This is a genomic window from Nocardioides massiliensis, assembly GCF_030811215.1.
Lineage (GTDB): Bacteria > Actinomycetota > Actinomycetes > Propionibacteriales > Nocardioidaceae > Nocardioides_A > Nocardioides_A massiliensis.
The window spans coordinates 1194786-1211904 of sequence record NZ_JAUSQM010000001.1 but is presented as its reverse complement, the minus strand read 5'-3'; the positions used below and the strand labels follow the sequence as shown (position 1 = coordinate 1211904).

The 17119-nt window shown below is 70.6% G+C and carries 18 protein-coding genes; 4 read left to right on the top strand and 14 right to left on the bottom strand.

Features of this window, described 5'->3' with window-relative positions; genetic code table 11:
- Window positions 1-18: 18 nt before the first annotated feature.
- On the top strand, window positions 19-615 hold the full coding sequence (locus tag J2S59_RS06125) for a hypothetical protein (protein WP_068122549.1): 597 nt from the start codon (window positions 19-21) through the stop codon (window positions 613-615).
- A gap of 16 nt (window positions 616-631) precedes the next feature.
- Here J2S59_RS06125 and J2S59_RS06120 read toward each other — a convergent pair whose 3' ends face one another.
- Window positions 632-1381, bottom strand: a complete 750-nt coding sequence (locus J2S59_RS06120) for an enoyl-CoA hydratase family protein (RefSeq protein WP_068122544.1) — start codon at window positions 1379-1381, stop codon at window positions 632-634.
- A gap of 33 nt (window positions 1382-1414) precedes the next feature.
- Between J2S59_RS06120 and J2S59_RS06115 the strand changes: the two genes are divergently transcribed.
- Window positions 1415-1780: a DUF3054 domain-containing protein gene (locus J2S59_RS06115; protein WP_068122542.1), complete on the top strand. Its 366-nt coding sequence runs from the start codon at window positions 1415-1417 to the stop codon at window positions 1778-1780.
- A gap of 110 nt (window positions 1781-1890) precedes the next feature.
- Here J2S59_RS06115 and J2S59_RS06110 read toward each other — a convergent pair whose 3' ends face one another.
- The 8 genes from J2S59_RS06110 to J2S59_RS06075 are packed head-to-tail and all read right to left on the bottom strand — an operon-like array spanning window position 1891 to window position 11426.
- A complete protein-coding gene (locus J2S59_RS06110; RefSeq protein WP_068122537.1) occupies window positions 1891-3054 on the bottom strand; it encodes an acyl-CoA dehydrogenase family protein in 1164 nt (387 codons plus the stop codon).
- Entirely contained in the window at window positions 3051-5108 is a 2058-nt protein-coding gene (locus J2S59_RS06105; RefSeq protein WP_246360465.1) for an ATP-binding protein, read from the bottom strand. Before J2S59_RS06105 ends, J2S59_RS06110 begins: the two co-directional genes overlap by 4 nt.
- On the bottom strand, window positions 5105-6706 hold the full coding sequence (locus J2S59_RS06100) for an acyl-CoA carboxylase subunit beta (protein WP_068122534.1): 1602 nt from the start codon (window positions 6704-6706) through the stop codon (window positions 5105-5107). Before J2S59_RS06100 ends, J2S59_RS06105 begins: the two co-directional genes overlap by 4 nt.
- Complete coding sequence (locus J2S59_RS06095) at window positions 6703-7173, bottom strand: SRPBCC family protein (protein ID WP_068122527.1); 471 nt, start codon at window positions 7171-7173, stop codon at window positions 6703-6705. The genes J2S59_RS06100 and J2S59_RS06095 overlap by 4 nt, the downstream gene beginning before the upstream one ends.
- Complete coding sequence (locus J2S59_RS06090; RefSeq protein ID WP_370871536.1) at window positions 7173-8282, bottom strand: acyl-CoA dehydrogenase family protein; 1110 nt, start codon at window positions 8280-8282, stop codon at window positions 7173-7175. The genes J2S59_RS06095 and J2S59_RS06090 overlap by 1 nt, the downstream gene beginning before the upstream one ends.
- 44 nt (window positions 8283-8326) lie before the next feature.
- On the bottom strand, window positions 8327-10063 hold the full coding sequence (locus J2S59_RS06085) for an acyclic terpene utilization AtuA family protein (protein WP_306824918.1): 1737 nt from the start codon (window positions 10061-10063) through the stop codon (window positions 8327-8329).
- On the bottom strand, window positions 10060-10869 hold the full coding sequence (locus J2S59_RS06080) for a TIGR03084 family metal-binding protein (RefSeq protein WP_306824917.1): 810 nt from the start codon (window positions 10867-10869) through the stop codon (window positions 10060-10062). The genes J2S59_RS06085 and J2S59_RS06080 overlap by 4 nt, the downstream gene beginning before the upstream one ends.
- A complete protein-coding gene (locus J2S59_RS06075; protein WP_068121536.1) occupies window positions 10866-11426 on the bottom strand; it encodes a TetR/AcrR family transcriptional regulator in 561 nt (186 codons plus the stop codon). Before J2S59_RS06075 ends, J2S59_RS06080 begins: the two co-directional genes overlap by 4 nt.
- 277 nt (window positions 11427-11703) lie before the next feature.
- Between J2S59_RS06075 and J2S59_RS06070 the strand changes: the two genes are divergently transcribed.
- Entirely contained in the window at window positions 11704-12264 is a 561-nt protein-coding gene (locus J2S59_RS06070) for a protein-L-isoaspartate O-methyltransferase family protein (RefSeq protein ID WP_068121540.1), read from the top strand.
- A gap of 40 nt (window positions 12265-12304) precedes the next feature.
- Here J2S59_RS06070 and J2S59_RS06065 read toward each other — a convergent pair whose 3' ends face one another.
- Together J2S59_RS06065 and J2S59_RS06060 are read right to left on the bottom strand one after the other, a co-directional pair.
- Window positions 12305-13123, bottom strand: coding sequence for a DDE-type integrase/transposase/recombinase (locus tag J2S59_RS06065; RefSeq protein ID WP_306824765.1), 819 nt, complete (start codon window positions 13121-13123; stop codon window positions 12305-12307).
- A gap of 200 nt (window positions 13124-13323) precedes the next feature.
- The gene (locus tag J2S59_RS06060; protein WP_068124549.1) at window positions 13324-13758 is read right to left on the bottom strand and encodes a hypothetical protein; all 435 of its coding nucleotides are present in this window, start codon (window positions 13756-13758) and stop codon (window positions 13324-13326) included.
- 125 nt (window positions 13759-13883) lie between these two features.
- Between J2S59_RS06060 and J2S59_RS06055 the strand changes: the two genes are divergently transcribed.
- A complete protein-coding gene (locus J2S59_RS06055) occupies window positions 13884-14333 on the top strand; it encodes a GNAT family N-acetyltransferase (RefSeq protein WP_068120347.1) in 450 nt (149 codons plus the stop codon).
- On the opposite strand, the gene J2S59_RS06050 is transcribed toward J2S59_RS06055, so the two are convergent.
- The 3 genes from J2S59_RS06050 to J2S59_RS06040 all read right to left on the bottom strand — a co-directional run bounded on the left by J2S59_RS06050 (window position 14321) and on the right by J2S59_RS06040 (window position 17037).
- Window positions 14321-14542, bottom strand: coding sequence for a hypothetical protein (locus J2S59_RS06050; protein WP_068120349.1), 222 nt, complete (start codon window positions 14540-14542; stop codon window positions 14321-14323). The genes J2S59_RS06055 and J2S59_RS06050 overlap by 13 nt on opposite strands.
- A gap of 40 nt (window positions 14543-14582) precedes the next feature.
- A complete protein-coding gene (locus J2S59_RS06045) occupies window positions 14583-15779 on the bottom strand; it encodes a fatty acid desaturase family protein (protein WP_181641884.1) in 1197 nt (398 codons plus the stop codon).
- Between the two features lie 175 nt (window positions 15780-15954).
- The gene (locus J2S59_RS06040) at window positions 15955-17037 is read right to left on the bottom strand and encodes a ferredoxin reductase (RefSeq protein WP_068120350.1); all 1083 of its coding nucleotides are present in this window, start codon (window positions 17035-17037) and stop codon (window positions 15955-15957) included.
- Window positions 17038-17119 lie beyond the last annotated feature (82 nt).

The following is a 17119-nucleotide window of genomic DNA, read 5'->3' as shown; positions in this document are numbered from 1 at the left end:
CATCTGGAGGAGATCTCGGTGCGTACCTTCACCACGTCGATCGCTGCACTCGCCCTGCCCGCCACGCTGCTACTCGCCGCCCTGCCGGCCAACGCCGCGAGCGTGACGATCAAGGACGGTGCGGGCGACGTCCGTGTCGCCACCCTGTCCGACGCCATCGACCCGAAGAAGATGCGCAATGCGCCGATGGACAAGGCGCTCAAGGACCACGACATCCTCAAGACCAAGGTCGCCCACACCCGCAAGCAGCTCGTCGTCCAGACGAAGTTCCGCAGCCTCGCCGGCGAGAAGATCGTGCAGATCAGCACGCTGGGCATCAAGACGCCGAAGCAGACCTTCGCCTACCAGTGGAGCAAGACCTCCATCAATGGCGACGACCAGGTGACGTCGATCCTCGTCAACAGCAAGGAGAAGAAGGTCGCCTGCAAGGTCGCAGTCAAGGACAACGCGAAGAAGGCCGTCCGCACGATCCGGATCCCCCGCAAGTGCCTGAAGAACCCCGCCTGGGTGCGGGTCTCGTCCACCGCCACCACCGGCACGATGAGCCACACGCGCATCGACGGCGCGCACGGCAAGAAGGTCAACGGCCTGACCAAGAAGATCGCCGTCGGCTGATCCTCGTCCGTTCGGCTCAGCCCTTGGCGCGCGAGAGGAACGCCGCCATGGCCTCGCGCGCCTCGGGCGAGCCGAACAGCCGCGCGCTCTGCGCGATGACGGTCTCGGCGTGCTGGTCGATGCCGGCCAGCAGGTCGCGGGTCAACAGCGCCTTGGTCTCCCGCAGGCCCTGGGGCGCTCCGGTCGCGAGGCTCGCCACCTGCGCGGCGACCGCGGCGTCGAGCTCATCGGTCGGTACGACGGTGGTGACCAGGCCGTAGTCGCGGGCGGCGTGGGCGTCGAACACCTCGCCGCCGAGACAGGTGAGCGCAGCGGCGCGGGAGGTCATCCGCGGCAGGACCGTCAGCGAGATGACGGCCGGGGCCAGGCCGAGCTTCACCTCGGTGAGGGCGAACGTCGCGCGCTCTGCCGCGACGACGACGTCGCTGGCAGCGACGATCCCCGTGCCGCCCGCGCGCACCGCCCCCTGCAACCGGGTCACCACCGGCTTGGGCAGGGCCAGGATGCGGCGCTGCACCTCGACGATCCCGCGCGCCCCCTCCTCCATCGGCACGCTCGACGCCTCCGACAGGTCGGCGCCGGAGCAGAACACGGACCCGGTCGCGCCCAGCTGCACCACGCGAACGCCGTCATCGTCCCCGGCCCGCTCGAGCGCGGCGAGCAGCTCGGTCACGAGCTGACGCGACAGGGCGTTGCGATTGTGCGGGGAGTCCAAGGTGATCCGGGCGAGCGGCCCCTCGACGTCGTACTGCACCAGTGCGGTCATGCGCCGATCCTCCCGCACCGGGACACTGGACGGGTGCACCGTCTCCTCGTCGTGGTCCTCGATGCCGTGGTCGTGCTCGTCTTCGCCGTGCTCGGCCGGCGCTCGCACGAGGAGGGCGGTGGGCTGACGGGCATCGGCGACACCGCGTGGCCGTTCCTCATCGGACTGCTCCTGGCCCACCTCGCTATCCGCGGCTCCGCGACCTGGCGCGCCGGGCTGCTGGTGTGGGTGTGCACGCTGGTCGTCGGGATGGTGCTGCGCCAGCTGAGCGGCGACGGTACGGCGTTCAGCTTCGTGCTGGTCGCGACCGGGTTCCTCGGCGTCGGACTCGTGGGGTGGCGGTTGCTGGCCAGACCGCTCTGCGGACTTGCGACATCTGACACCGACAGGAGGCGCTGATCGGTGCCGGATGTCGCAGGTCTCGCAGCGGTTCAGGCAAACACGTCAGTGATGTGACGTCTCGCAGGTTCTCGAGCGGTCAGAACCTGCGCGATGTCACACGCGTCCGCTCAGTAGGACTTCGGCAGTCCCAACGAGTGCATCGCGACGAAGTTCAGGATCATCTCCTTGCTGACCGGGGCGATGCGCATGACGCGGGTGGCGACGAGGAGGGCGGCGACGCCGTACTCCTGGGTGACGCCGTTGCCGCCGAGGGTCTGGACGGCGCGGTCGACGGCGTTGCAGGCGGCCTCGGCGGAGGCGTACTTCGCCATGTTGGCCGCCTCGCCAGCACCCATGTCGTCGCCGGCGTCGAGGAGCGCGGCGGCCTTCTGGGTCATCAGTCGCGCCATCTCGATCTCGATGTGGGCCTGCGCGAGGGGGTGGGCGATCGCCTGGTGGGCGCCGATCGGGGTGTCACGGAAGACGCTGCGCTCCTTGGCGTAGGCCGTGGCCTTCTCCAGCGCGAGCCGCGCGACGCCGGTGGCGAAGGAGGCGGCCATGATCCGCTCGGGGTTCAGACCGGCGAAGAGCTGGATGATGCCGGCGTCCTCGTCACCGACGAGCGCGTCGGCGGGCAGCCGCACGTCGTCGATGAAGACGGTGAACTGCTGCTCGGGGCTGACCAGCTCCATGGGGATCGGCTGGTACTCGAAGCCCGGCGCGTCGGTGGGGACGACGAACAGGCAGGGTTTGAGGTTGCCGGTCTTGTGGTCCTCGGTGCGCGCGACGACCAGCACGTGCGTGGACTCGTCGACGCCGGAGATGTAGATCTTGCGGCCCTTGAGGATCCAGTCGGTGCCGTCGCGGCGCGCGGTGGTGGTGATCCGGTGGGAGTTGGACCCGGCGTCGGGCTCGGTGATGGCGAACGCCATCGTCTCGGTGCCGTCGGCGATGCCGGGCAGCCAGCGCTGCTTCTGCTCCTCGGTGCCGAAGCGGGCGATCACGGTGCCGCAGATCGCCGGCGACACGACCATCAGCAGCATCGGGCATCCCTGCGCGGCCAGCTCCTCGCAGACCGCGGCAACGTCGCCGAGGCCACCCCCACCGCCGCCGTACTCCTCGGGCAGGTTCACACCGAGGTAGCCGTTCTTGCCGAGCGCGAGCCACAGATCGGTGGTCTTCTCCCCGGCGCGCGCCTTGCCGGTGAAGTAGTCCTGACCCCACGACTTCGCGAAGGCGCGGACCGCCTTGCGCAGCTCGGTGCGCTCCTCGGACTCGGTGAACAGGCTCATGCGGGCTCCTCGTGGGTGGGATCGACTTCGACGGCCTCGACGACGGCGAGGACGTCACCGGCGGCGACCTGCTGCCCGGCGCTGACCGGGAGCTGGCTGACGACGCCGTCGGTGGGGGCGGACACGGTGTGCTGCATCTTCATGGCCTCGAGGACCAGCACGGGGTCACCGGCACGGACCTCCTGTCCGGCCTCGACCGCGACGCGCACCACGCTGCCCGGCATGGGTGCCAGCAGGGAGCCGGCCGCGACCTGGTCGGCGGGGTCGGTGAAGCGGGGACCGACGACGAAGGCGTGGTGACCGTGCGGTCCGTCCACGTCGTAGCGCGCGCCGTCCCCGTCGGGGGCGAGCGACTCGGCGACGACGTAGGTGTGGGTGATGCCGTCGTGCACCAGCGCGACGGTAGCCGTGGCGGCTTCGACGCGTGCCGTGAGGACCTCGACCACACCTGGGTCCTCGCTGCCCTCGATCGCGACGCTCAGCAGGGTGTACGCCGGACGGCCGGCTCCCGGTCCGTGCCAGGTGACCTCGCCCGCGTCCAGCACCAGCCGGTGCGGAGCGGACAGCACGTTGCGCCACCCGGCCGGGATGCGCGGCTGCGTGCACCGGCGAGCGGCCTGCAGCTCGGTGCGGGTGACCGCGACCGCGTACGCGGCCAGCGCTGCGGCGTACGGCGGCTGGGAACGGGCAGCGGCGGGTTCGGCGAGGAACGCCGTGCTGACCTCACCGGCGAGGAACCGGTCGTCCTCGAGCACCGCGAGCAGCTGGTCGCGGTTGGTGACGACACCGTGGATGCGGGCACGCCGGAGCGCTCCGTGGAGCCGGCGGACGGCCTGCTCGCGGGTGGGCGCCCAGCTGATCAGCTTCGCCAGCATCGCGTCGTAATGCGTGCCGACCTCGTCGCCGGAGCCGAAGCCGGCGTCCAGCCGGAGGCCCGGGGCGGCGAGGGGGCCGAAGCGAACGTCGACGTCGGGCACCTCGAAGGTGTCGAGGCGACCGCTCTGCGGCTGGTAGTCGTGTGCCGGGTCCTCGGCGTAGAGCCGGACCTCGACGGCGTGGCCGTTGGTCTCGACAGGCTCGACCGACGAAGATGCGCGCGCGACCACCGGACGCCCCTCGGCCACTGCCAGCTGCGCCTCGACCAGGTCGATGCCGAAGACCGCCTCGGTGACCGGGTGCTCGACCTGCAGGCGGGTGTTCATCTCCAGGAAGTAGAAGCGTTCGGTCGCGGCGTCGTACAGGAACTCGACGGTGCCGGCGCCGCGGTAGTCGATCGCCGCGGCGGCTGCGCGCGCGGCCTCGTGCAGGGCGGTGCGCACCTCGTCGCGGATCCCCGGGGCAGGCGCCTCCTCGACCACCTTCTGGTGACGGCGCTGCAACGAGCAGTCCCGGTCCCCGAGGACCAGTACGCCGTCAGCGGTCCCGACGACCTGCACCTCGACGTGCCGGCCGCGTTCGACATACGGCTCCACGAAGACCGCTCCGTCACCGAACGCCGATGCCGCCTCGTCCCGCGCGGAATCGACCGCGGTTGACAGGGACTCGAGGTCACGGACCACGCGCATACCCCGCCCGCCTCCGCCCGCGCTGGTCTTCACCAGCACGGGCAGGTCGGCGTCGCTGAGGGCGCTCGGGTCGAGGTCGTCGAGGCACGGGACCCCGGCAGCGTTCATGAGCTGCTTGGCGGCGATCTTCGAGCCCATCTGCTCGATCGACGCAGGCGCCGGACCGACCCAGGTCAGCCCGGCGTCGATGACGGCGCGGGCGAAGTCGGCGTTCTCCGACAGGAACCCGTAGCCCGGATGGATGGCGTCCGCACCGGTACGCCGTGCGGCGTCGAGCACCAGGTCGGCGCGCAGGTAGGTCTCGGCGGGGCTGTTGCCGGGCAGGCGGACGGCGAGGTCGGCCTCGGCGACGAACGGCAGACCCGCGTCGGCGTCGGAGTGGACGGCGACGGTGCGGATCCCGAGGCGCCGGCAGGTGGCGAAGACCCGGCTGGCGATCTCGCCGCGGTTGGCGACGAGCAGCGTGCTGATCGTGGCTCGCTTGATCACGTGCGGAACACCCCGAATCGGTCGGTGCCCTCGATGGCGGTCTGGGCGATGACGGACAGGCAGATGCCCAGCACGGTGCGGGTGTCGCGCGGATCGATGACCCCGTCGTCGTAGAGCATCCCGGACAAGAAGAACGGCAGCGACTGCTCCTCGACCGACGCCTCGATGAAGGCGCGCATCTGCGCGTCGCCCTCCTCGTCGTACGCCGTCCCCTTCGCCTCGGCCGCTGCGCGGGCGACGATGGACAGGACGCCGGCGAGCTGCGCCGGGCCCATGACAGCGGACTTCGCGCTGGGCCAGGTGAAGAGGAACCGCGGGTCGTAGGCGCGTCCGTTCATGCCGTAGTTCCCCGCGCCGTACGACGCGCCCATGATCACCGTCAGGTGCGGGACGCGTGAGTTGGAGACGGCGTTGATCATCTGCGAGCCGTGCTTGATGATCCCGCCCTGCTCGTACTCGCGCCCGACCATGTAGCCGGTGGTGTTGTGCAGGAAGAGCAGCGGGGTGTCGCTCTGGTTGGCCAGCTGGATGAACTGCGTGGCCTTCTGCGCCTCCTCGCTGAACAGCACCCCCTGGGCGTTGGCGAGGATGCCGATCGGGTGGCCGTGCAGCTGCGCCCACCCGGTGACCAGGCTCGAGCCGTAGAGCGGCTTGAACTCGTCGAAGGCGACCCGGTTGGCCGGGCTCACCCCGTCACAGATCCGCGCGATCACCTCGCGCGGGTCGAACGGCTCCTTGAGGTCGCTCGGGATCAGGTCGAGCAGCTCGTCGGGGTCGGCGTCGGGTTCGGCGTAGGCCCCTTGGTGGTCGAGGGGTCTCGACGAGCTCGACCGACGGGAGGGGCGATTCAGTCGCGCCACGATCCGTCGCCCGATCCGGATGGCGTCGTGCTCGTCGACGGCGAGGTAGTCGGCCAGGCCGGAGGTGCGTGCGTGCATCTCGGCGCCGCCGAGCGACTCGTCATCCGCCTCCTCGCCGGTGGCCATCTTCACCAGCGGCGGTCCGCCGAGGAAGACCTTCGCCTGCTCCTTCACCATCACGGTGTAGTCGCTCATGCCCGGCACGTAGGCGCCGCCGGCGGTGGAGTTGCCGAAGACCAGCGCGATCGTCGGCTGCTTGCGGGCGCTGGCGCGGGTGAGGTCCCGGAAGAGCCGCCCGCCGGGGATGAAGATCTCCTTCTGGGTCGGCAGGTCCGCCCCGCCCGACTCCACCAGCGAGATCATCGGGAGGTCGTTCTCCTCCGCGATCTGGTTGGCGCGGAAGATCTTCTTCACCGTCCACGGGTTGCTCGCCCCGCCCTTGACGGTCGGGTCGTGCGCGACGATCAGGCATTGGACGCCCTCGACCACACCGATCCCGGTGACGACGCTGGCGCCGACGGTGAAGTCCGAGCCCCACCCGGCCAGTGGCGAGAGCTCGAGGAACGCGCTGCCCTCGTCGATCAGCAGCTCGATGCGCTCACGCGGGAGCAGCTTGCCGCGGGCCCGGTGACGCGCGACGCTCTTCTCGCCACCTCCGGCAACCGCCTTCGCGTGCTCGGCGTCCAGCTCCGCGAGCTTCGCGAGCATCGCCTCGCGGTTGCTCATGACGTCGCTCATGCCTCCACCACCGTCCGCATCCGCTCCAGCGTCGTACGCATGCCGCGCTCGTTGGTGCGTCCGCGCAGCCGGCCGAGCAGCAGCCAGTACGCGCGGATCGGCAGGCTCGGCTCGAGCCGGAAGTACTCCGTCACGACCGTGCCGTCACCGTCGGGCCGGAGCCGGTAGCCCCAGTTGTTGACCGTCATCGACGACGTGCCGACGGAGAACTCGAAGACCTGCTGCGGCTCACAGCGCGTCACCGTGCACGGCACCCAGTACGTCGGGCCGACGCCGTTGCGCTTGACGTGACCGGCGAAGGTGGCGCCGAGCTCGGGGCCGGTCGAGCCGCGCGTCCAGCGCGCCTCGAAGGTCTCGGGGGAGAACTCGCCGATGCGCGTGACGTCGCTGACCAGGTCCCACACCGTCTCCGGTGACGCCGCCATCCGTACCGACACCTCGCCGCCGAGCGGCCGCAGCAGGCCCATCAGGCGTATCCCAGCAGGCGTACGGCGAGGTCGTTGAGCACCTCGGTGGCGCCGCCGCCGATGCCGATGATCCGCTGGTCGCGGTAGTGCCGCTCGACCTCGGACTCGCGCATGTAGCCCATGCCGCCGTGCAGCTGGACGGCCTGGTCGACGACGAACGAGCTCGCCTCGACGGCGGCGTTCTTGGCGAGGACGGCCTCGGCGATGACGTTCTCCCCGGCAGCATGGCGACGGGCGACCTCGCGGGTGTAGGTCCGCGCGAGCTCGACCTTCTGCCGCATCTCGACCAACCTGTGGCGCACCACCTGGCGGGTGTTGAGCGGCTTGCCGAAGGTCTCGCGCTCCTTGACGTACTGCACGGTCAGCGCGAGCGCGCGGTCGGCGATGCCGTAGCCGTGCACGGCCAACCCGATCCGTTCGCTGACGAACTGCTCGGCGATCTGGTAGAAGCCGGTGTTCTCCTCGCCGACCAGGTTCTCGACCGGCACCCGCACGTCGTCGAAGGTCAGCTCCGCGGTGTCGGAGCACTGCCAGCCCATCTTGCGCAGCGGCTGGCTGACGCTGAAGCCGGGTGTGCCCTTCTCGATCACGAGCAGTGAGATGCCGCCGTGGCCCTCCCCGCCTGTGCGCACCGCGCAGGTGACGAAGTCGGAGCGCACCCCGGAGGTGATGAAGGTCTTCGCGCCGTTGACGACGTAGTGCTCGCCCTCACGGACCGCGCGGGTGCGGATGCCCGCGACGTCGGAGCCGCCGTCGGGCTCGGTGATGCCGAGCGCGCCGATCTTCTCGCCGGCCAGCGTGGGGCGCACGAACCGGTCGATCAGGTCGGGGTTGCCGCTGGCCGCGATATGCGGCAGCGCGATGCCGTGGGTGAACAGCGTCGACATCAGGCCGCTGCTGGCGCCGGCCGCGAAGAACGCCTCCTGCAGCGCGAGCATGTCGAGCCCGTCGCCACCGGAACCGCCGACCTCCTCGGCGAAACCGACGCCGAGCAGACCCTGCTTGGCTGCGGCCAGGTGCAGCTCGCGCGGCACCTCACCGTCGTCCTCCCACTGCGCCAGGTGCGGGAGGATCTCCCGCTCGACGAAGATGCGCGACGACTCCTGCAGCGCACGCTGCTCGTCGCTCCAGAAATCGGCGTGGGACTGGGTGCTCACACAAGCTCCTCGGGTACGTCGACATGACGGGCGCGCAGCCACTCCCCGACGGCTTTGGCCTGGGGGTCGAAGCGGGTCGAGGCCGCCACCCCCTGGCCCAGCAGACCGCGCAGGAGCACGTTGACGGCGCCCAGGTTGGGCAGGTCATGGACCTCGATCGCCAGCGACTCGGCCTCGGGCAACAGGCGGCGTACCTGCTCCGGCGTGATGACCTCACGCAGCCAGGCGTGCCGAGCGACGTACTGCTCCTCGCTCGACGCGTCGGCGCGCGAGACCCACAGGCCGACGTTGGCGTCGCCGCCCTTGTCGCCGGAGCGGGCGTGGACGAAGGTGCCGAGGGGGATGCGCATCGTGGGACCGGTGGTCTCGACTTCGCTCGACCGACCAAGAGGCTCGGTCTCGACTTCGCTCGACCGACTGATATGTGGATCCGCGACGACCTCCCGCCGACCGTCGCCGTGGACGACGGTGTGGGTGACGGTGTCGCGGTCGACGTACGCCGCCCGGTAGACGCCGTACGGCGAGGGCTTGGCCGGCGGGCCGGTGAGGGTGAAGCCGGGGTAGGAGCCGAGGGCCAGCGCGACGCAGGCGCCGGTGAAGGACTTCCCCACGGGCTCGGGCGAGGGGTCGAGCACGGTGCAGCGCAGGCGAGCGCTCGCAGTCTCCTGGGTGTCGGCGTCGGGGGTGTCGGTGCGGGCGAGGGTCCAGTCGACGACCGCCGGCCGAGCGTCGCCCCACGCCGCTTCGACCTGGGCCTGCACCCACTGCGCCTTGGCGTCGATGTCGAGACCGGTGAGGACGAGCTCCGCCGCGTTGCGCCACCCACCGAGCTCGTTGACGCAGACCTTGAGCTGCTCCGGGGGCGGGGCGCCGCGGACGCCGGCGATCCGGACGCGGTCCGGCCCGTCCTGGGTCAGCCGCAGCGAGGTGAGGTCGACGCTGACGTCGGGGTTGAGGTAGGTGGCGGTCTGGATCTCGTAGACCAGCTGCGCGGTGACGGTGTCGACGCTGACCAGACCCGCAGTGTCGTCCTGCTTGGTGATGACGCAGCTGCCGTCGGCGTGGACCCCGGCGACCGGGAAGCCCAGCTGGCGCGCGTCGCGGGGCAGGGCCAGGAAGCCGGAGAAGTTGCCGCCGGTGGCCTGGGTGCCGCACTCGATGACGTGCCCGGCGACGACCGCGCCCGCGAGCGCGTCGAGGTCATCGGGGGTCCAGCCGAAGTGGCTGGCGGCGGGACCGACCACCAGCGAGGCGTCGGTGACCCGACCGGTGACGACGATGTCGGCGCCCTCGTCGAGCGCAGCGGCGATCCCGAAGCCGCCCAGATAGGCGTTGGCGGTGAGCGCGCCGTCGAGGCCGAGCTCTGCTGCGCGGGGCAGCAGGTCGTCGCCCTCGACGTGGGAGATGACGGGGTCGAGTCCCAGGCCCCGCGCCACTTCCCGCAGCTTGTCGGCGAGTCCGGCGGGGTTGAGGCCGCCGGCGTTGGCGACGATGCGGACGCCGCGCTCCATCGCCGTACCCAGGGACTGCTCGACCTGGGTGACGAAGGTGCGGGCGTAGCCCAGGTCCGCGTCGCGCATGCGGTCCTTGCCGAGGATGAGCATCGTGAGCTCGGCGAGGTAGTCGCCGGTGATCACGTCGACGCCGGGGCTGCCCGCGAGCAGCTCGGCCATCGCGGAGAGCCGGTCGCCGTAGAAGCCCGAGCAGTTGCCGATGCGCAGCGGTGCGGTCATGGGGTGGCTCCGGCTGCGCGTCCGCCACCGGGCGGGCCAGCGAACGCCTGGGCGATGGTCATCCAGTGCGCGGCGTCCTCACCGGTGGCGACCAGATCGAGTTCGCTGCGGTGGCGGCGCTGGGTGACGAGCAGGCAGAAGTCGTACGCCGACCCGACGATGCGCTGCTCGGCGTCCTCGGGCCCGTAGGTCCAGGTCTCCCCGTTGGGCGCGACGAGCTCGACGCGGAACTCCTCGGCCGGCGGCTCCTGCTCGTGGACGGCGTAGGCGAAGTTGCGGGTGCGGACGCCGATGTGGACGACGTGGCGGATGCGGTCGGTCGGGCGGACCAGCAGTCCGAGGGCGTCGTACACATCGCGGGCGTGGGCCCAGGTCTCCATGAACCGGGCGCTGCCCATCGAGGTCGGGCTCATCGGCGGGCCGAACCACGGGAGCTTCTCGCCGGCGGGGTGCGCGCGCAGCGTCTCGACGAGCCGCGCGCGGCCGTCCTGCCAACGCACCATCAGCTCCTCGCGCGGGGCCTGCGCCCACTCCGCGGCGCTGGCGTCCACGAAGCCGGTCGGGTCCTCGATCGCCTGCAGTACGACGGCGTCCCAGGCCTCCTTGGCCTCGGGGCCGCTGGCAGCACCGGCGGCGAGCACGGCGACATGGTCGGTCCAGGCGAGGTGGGCGACCTGGTGGGCCACGGTCCAGCCCTCGGCGGGGGTGTCGAGGTGCCACTGCTCCTCACCGAGCCCGGCCAGGTGAGCGGCCAGCTCGTCGCCCTCGGCGACCAGATCGGTCAGGACCTGCTCGAGCGCGCTCACGGTGCCTCCAGGTGGTCGTCGAGGACGCGGGCCCAGGCGTCGAGGATGCGGGCCCGGCGGGCGGAGTCGTCGGTGAGGGTGTTGGCCAGGCCGAGGCCGCGCACCATGTCGAGGGTGCCCTGCACGAGCTCGCGGGCGCCCGGCCGGGACTCGTCGATGCCGAGCGCCTCGACGGTCAGCCGGTGGACCTCACGGCCGATGTGGCCCTCCAGCGGTCCGACCGCCTCGCGCAGCGTCTCGTCGGTGCGCGCCGCGACCCACAGCTCCAGCGCGGCCGCGAAGACCGGACCGGTGAAGTGATCGGCCAGCACCTGCAGCACCTCGCGCGTACGCCGTTGGCCACCGCGCAGCGCGCCGGCGGCCTGGGCCACCTCCGCCCCACGGACCTCGGCGAGGTGGACGACCGCCGCCAGCACCAGGTCGTTCTTCGTCGGGAAATGGTGCAGCTGCGCCCCGCGGCTCACCCCGGCGCGCTGGCTGACCAGCGTGGTCGACGTCCCGCCGTACCCCTTCTCCACCAGCAGCTCCACCGTCGCCTCGAGCAGCCGCAGCCGCATCGCGCGCGTGCGTTCCTCCTGGGGAACGCGAGTCGGGGTCGCCACGCCCCCATCCTCCGTCGGCAGCCAACAAACAGTCAAGCCTGACTTTTTTGAGGTCGGGCAGTTTCACCGCCCGACTAACGACACGCCCGCTTGCCTGTCCTGAGTAGCCGAGGGACGAGGCGTATCGAAGGGTCGAACGAAACTGCCGCCCCGAACGCCCGGTTTCGTTCGACCAGTGGTGCAGGTGGGGCGAGGTATGGATTCGCGCGCACGTCGCTGCTTCACTCGACGGATGTCGACATCCAGCATCGAGGCGGCGTTCGCCGCGATCGCGCGGGCTGACTTCCTCCCCGACGACGCGCGCGACCGAGCCGATCACGACGGTCCGCTCCCGATCGGCCACGGCCAGACGAACTCCCAGCCCCGCACGGTCGCGGCCATGCTCGAGCTGCTCGACGTACGCCGCGGGCAGCGGGTGCTCGATGTCGGTTGCGGGTCCGGGTGGACCACCGCGCTGCTGCAGCACCTGGTCGGTCCCGGTCCGCGTGTGATCGGCGTCGAGGTGGTGCCCGAGCTGGTCGACTTCGGCTGCCGCAACCTGGCTCGCGCAAGCGTCGATGCCCGCATCGAGCAGGCCGCGTCCGGCGTGCTGGGCTGGCCCGAGGAGGCGCCGTACGACCGGATCCTGGTCTCGGCGGAGCCCCGCGAGCTCCCCGAGGAACTCGTCGCGCAACTGGCACCCGGGGGACGGATGGTGATCCCGGTGGCCGGCACGATGCACACGGTCGACGCGGTGCCGGAGGGGCCAAAGGTGCGCACCCACGGTGCCTACCGGTTCGTTCCGCTGGTCTGAGCGAACGTTCCACCGGGCAAACGGGCCGCGACGCGCGATGTCAAGCTGCGTGGAGTCGTTCCAGTTCGGTTTGCGGTTCTTCTGCCTTCGGGAGGTTGATACCCACGACCTCCGATGGCGCGGGTGTGCGGGGTTGCCGCCGGAATCGTTCGGGGTGCTTCTCGTAATACGCCTGTTGGGTCTGCTCGCGTCGTGCCCAGGCGTGCCGCCAGGTGCCGTCGTGGACCTCATCCGGGGAGAACAATGCGATCCCGGAGTGCTTGTGGTTCTGGTTGTACCAGGGCACGTACCAGTCGACGTAGGCGCGCGCCTCGTCGATCGTCGCGAAGACGCCGGGGTAGTTCGGCCGGTACTTCATGGTGCGGAACTCCGACTCGGAGAACGGGTTGTCGTTGCTCACGCGCGGCCGATTGTGGGTCTGCGCGACCCCGAGGTTGTGGAGAAGGTCCTTCAATACCCCGGAGCGCATTGCAGGCCCGGAGTCGGCGTGCACCGCGTCGGGGATCCCGTGCTGGCCGAACGCGTCTTCGAACATCTCGACGGCGAGGTCGTCGACCTCGCGTTCCTCGACGCGGCAGCCGACGAGCTTGCGGGAGAAGATGTCGATGATCGAGTACGCCTTGAATGCGACACCGCGCCACGGGGTGCGCAGGTCGGTGATGTCCCACGACCACACCTGCCCAGGGCCAGTCGCTTCCAGCACCGGCGCCTCCCGTGCCGTCCGGCTGCTGCTGCCGCGCCGGGTAGGCGCGACCGGGCGGGCGGACTGATCCTCGATGTCCGCTGCGATCCGCCACCACGAGCGGCGGGAGGCGAGCATCACCCCGTCATCCCACGCGGACGCGAACGAGTGATCCACCGAGTGTCCCGCCGTCCAGCCGGCCATGATCCGGCGCGCGATCTGGGCGCGGTCGGCCTCACTGACCCGAGACGGGCACGCCCGGTCTTTGTGCGGTATCGGTTCGGCGACCTGCTCTCGCGGTTTCGACCGGTAATGCCACGTCGATCGAGCGACCCCTGCAAGTTCGAGCGCCTGCCGCTGCGACCCCATGATCGCCGTCAGCTGTCCGACGAGGTCGTTCTCGGCGTCGAGGAATCGGACGGATCGGTCGTCGGCCGGTTCACGGCGGGCTCTTGCTCGCTCATCTGATGCAAGAGCCCGATAGCTTTTCCCAGCGCCTCGTTCGTCTGCTCCAGTTCACACACTCGCGCGTTCAGCCGCGCGAGCTCTGCTTCCTGCGCTGCGCGCTCCCGGGCTCTCTGCTTCTCGATGCCGGTGCGCTTCTCCGGAGGGACGGTCACAAGGCCACCATCTCGCGGGATCAGCCCACGATCGAGATCCCCGTCGAACACCGCTGACCTCCATCGTCGGAGGCGGTCATAGGAAACTCGCTGACTCTTGAGCCAGATCGCCTTCTGCCCATGCGGCTGGATCTCGTACTGATGCACGAACTCACGGATCTGCTCCGTCGTGAACCCCGCACTGATCGACATAGCCGCCAACTCCCTCGCTGATCGTGAATGACTCACGACCAGCCTGGCGAAGAGGGCGAATCCCCGATCAGGGCCAGTTTCGGCCACGTTTGCCCGGCTGAACGGCCTCCGACGAGACTGGAGACGTGTTCCGCGACGCCACTCCTGCCGACGCCGTCGCGCTGCGCGACCTCGAACGCGCGGCCAACCTCGCCTCGCTGGGTCACGTCTTCCCGCCCGACCGCTACCCCTATCCGGCCGACGACGTGCTGGCGCGCTGGACGCTGGTGCTGCAGGAGCCGGGCGCCCGCACCCTCGTGCGCGACGGCGTGGCCGCGGTCTGCCACGACCTCGGGACGCTGCGCCACCTCGTGGTGCACCCCGACCACTGGGGCGAGGGCTGGGGCCGGCGCTGCGTCGAGGTCGCGGTCGCGGCGATGGCGGCAGCAGGTACGACGCACCCCCGGCTATGGGTGCTGACCGAGAACCACCGCGCGCGGGGGCTCTACAAGCACCTCGGCTGGCGCCCGACCGGCGTCACGCAAGAGGCCGCGTGGCCGCCGTACCCCGAGGAGCAGGAGTATCAGCTCGGCTGACCGGGCTCCGCCTGGTCGTCCTGGGCTCGGCGTGCGGCGTCGCGGATCTCGAAGACCTCCGTCGCGAACCCGCCGAGCGTGCGTGCGATGTCGCGCACGGCGCCGGTGATGATCGTCGTGACGCCGCCGACCGCGGAGGCCGTGGCCTCCACCGTCGACTGCACGGCGTCCTTGCGGATCTCGGCCTTGCTCAGGTGGTCCTTGACCATGCTGCCCTCCTGATCACTCGCGGGGAGCCGGCGACCGGGCTCAGGCAGCAGTATCGACCCGCGCAGCGTCCGGCGCACCCGGACCTTCGTCACGCTTGCCCGGCAGCGCGAGCCGGCAGATCTTCTTGGCGACGCTGAACAGCTGCTTGCCGAGGGGGCCGGTGTTGTAGTCCAGCCCGTAGCGCTCGCAGATCTCCCGCACCTCGGCGGCGACCTGCGGGTAGCGACGGGCGGGCAGGTCCGGGAAGAGGTGGTGCTCGATCTGGTGCGACAGGTTGCCGGTCATGAGGTGGAAGAGCTTGCCGCCGGTGATGTTGGCCGAGCCCAGGAGCTGGCGGAAGTACCAGTGTCCGCGCGACTCGTCCTCGCTCTCGGCCTCGGTGAACGTCTCGACGCCGGCCGGGAAGTGGCCGCAGAAGATGATGTTGAACGCCCAGATGTTGCGCACGAGGTTGGCGGTCGCGTTGCCCAGCAGGGTCGGGACGAACAGCGGACCGGTGAGCGCCGGGAACAGCACGTAGTCCTTGAGTGCCTGACGGCGGATCTTCCTCAGCAGCCCCGGGTAGAGCGGTTTGTTGTCCGCGATGCTGCGCTTGCCCGCGACGATGTTCTCGACCTCGAGGTCGTGCAGCGCCACACCCCACTCGAAGAACACCATCAGCAGGAACGCGTAGACGGGGTTGCCCAGGTAGTACGGGCGCCACTTCTGGTCCTCGTCCATCCGCAGGACGCCGTACCCGATGTCGCGGTCCTTGCCGAGGATGTTGGTGAACGTGTGGTGGATGTAGTTGTGGGAGTACTTCCACTGCTCCCCGGGGCAGACGTTGTCCCACTCATACATGCGCGAGTTCAGGCCGGGGTCGCCCATCCAGTCGTACTGGCCGTGCATGACGTTGTGGCCGATCTCCATGTTGTCGAGGATCTTGGAGACGCTCAGGGCGGCCACCGCCAGCGGCCAGGCGGGGGGCAGGTAGAACAGCGCGCGACCGGCGATCTCGAAGCCGCGCTGCGCCTTGACCACGTTGCGGATGTACGCCGCGTCCTCCTCGCCGAGCTCGGCGATGATCCGCTTGCGGATGGTGTCCATCTCCTCGCCGAACCGCTCGAGGTCGGCGGGGCTGAGGCCGTACTTGCCGGCGACGGTCGTGGGGTCGAGCTGCTGGTCGATGGCGCTCTCGGACGCGGCCGCCTTCGGGCGGGTGCCGGAGCCGGTCTGGTTGATCGGGGTGACGGTCATCGTTCGCTCCTCTGATCGGGCGATCTGTGTGGATGGCTCGTCGAACGGAACTGGGCGTTCGGGGCGGGAGTTTCGGTCGACGAGCGGGCGTGTCGTTAGTCGGGCGGCCCTTCGATATGCCTCGTCCCTCGGCTACTCAGGACAAGCGAAACTGCCGCCATGCGCGAGGCCGGGCTCACAGCTCGACGGCGCAGTCGCCGACGGGGGCGGAGACACAGATCCGGACGTCCTCGTCGGGCAGGGACGACTCCTCGCCGGTGAGGACGTTGCGGATGGTGCCCTCGCTCTTGCGGGCGGTGCAGGAGAAGCAGATGCCCATGCGGCAGCCGAACTCCGGGCGCAGGCCGGCGGCCTCGGCCTGCTCGAGCAGGGTCGCGCCGGAGTTGGCGGCCTGCTCGCCGGCGCGGGTGAAGGCGACGGTGCCACCGGCCTCGCCGGTGGCGACCGCGGGGGTCTTGAAGTACTCCACGCGCAGCCGGTCGGTGCCGGCGTACGCCGCCTGGACCTGCTCGATCAGTCCGGCGGGGCCGCAGGCGTAGGTGTCGACGTCGGGCCAGTCCGGGGCGATCCGGTCGAGCGCGGCGGGGCTGAAGAACTCTCCGCCGGCCTCGGGGTGGACCAGGTGGACGTCGACGCCGTTGTCAGCCGCCCCGAGCGCGGCGAGCTCGTCGCGGTAGATCTGGTGGGCAGGCGTCTGGGCGTAGTGCAGGAACGTGATCGCGCCGTCGTACCCGTCGCGCAGGAGCGTGCGGGTCATCGCCATCACCGGGGTGATGCCCGAGCCGCCGGACAGGAAGACCAGTCGCGACGGCAGCGGGTCGGGCAGGACGAACTCGCCGAGCGCCTGCGACAGGTGCAGGATCTGGCCGGGCCGTGCCTTCTCGACGAGGTACGACGACACGGTGCCCTCGTCGTTGGCGCGGATGGTCAGGGTGAAGCGCTCGCCGGGGCCGGACGCGGCGCTGGAGATGGTGAAGACGCGGGTGTAGCGGCGCGCGCCATCCAGCTCCAGGCCGACCTGCACGTGCTGGCCGGCCCGGTGGCCCTCCCAGGTCGAGGTCGGCTGAAGGGTGACGGTCGCGACCGGGTTGGGCGTGTGGGTCTCCCGCTCGATCGACACGACGCGGGCGCGCACCTCGCGGGCGGCCCACATCGGGTTGACGAGCTCGAGGTAGCGGTCGACGCCGTGCGGGGCGGTCAGCGCGGCGAGGGTGCGCGAGCCGAGGACGGCGCGAGCGAGGCTGCGGGTCGGAGCCAAGGGCCACCTCCTGGTGGGAGTTCAGTGAACATCTGTACACACCACGGTGCCGCGCCACCCCCGAAGGGGTCAAGGCATCCGC

Bases quoted from the DNA above. Each gene is read 5' to 3' on its own strand.
- J2S59_RS06085 (WP_306824918.1), bottom strand. From the start codon at position 10,063: ATGACCGCACCGCTGCGCATCGGCAACTGCTCGGGCTTCTACGGCGAC.
- J2S59_RS06060 (WP_068124549.1), bottom strand. From the start codon at position 13,758: ATGTCGATCAGTGCGGGGTTCACGACGGAGCAGATCCGTGAGTTCGTG.
- J2S59_RS06120 (WP_068122544.1), bottom strand. From the start codon at position 1,381: ATGACCGCACTGGTGCAGTACGACGTCGAGGGGCCGCTCGCCCGGATC.
- J2S59_RS06045 (WP_181641884.1), bottom strand. From the start codon at position 15,779: ATGACCGTCACCCCGATCAACCAGACCGGCTCCGGCACCCGCCCGAAG.
- J2S59_RS06070 (WP_068121540.1), top strand. From the start codon at position 11,704: ATGTCGACATCCAGCATCGAGGCGGCGTTCGCCGCGATCGCGCGGGCT.
- J2S59_RS06075 (WP_068121536.1), bottom strand. From the start codon at position 11,426: ATGCGGCTGCGGCTGCTCGAGGCGACGGTGGAGCTGCTGGTGGAGAAG.
- J2S59_RS06110 (WP_068122537.1), bottom strand. From the start codon at position 3,054: ATGAGCCTGTTCACCGAGTCCGAGGAGCGCACCGAGCTGCGCAAGGCG.
- J2S59_RS06050 (WP_068120349.1), bottom strand. From the start codon at position 14,542: ATGGTCAAGGACCACCTGAGCAAGGCCGAGATCCGCAAGGACGCCGTG.
- J2S59_RS06095 (WP_068122527.1), bottom strand. From the start codon at position 7,173: ATGGGCCTGCTGCGGCCGCTCGGCGGCGAGGTGTCGGTACGGATGGCG.
- J2S59_RS06100 (WP_068122534.1), bottom strand. From the start codon at position 6,706: ATGAGCGACGTCATGAGCAACCGCGAGGCGATGCTCGCGAAGCTCGCG.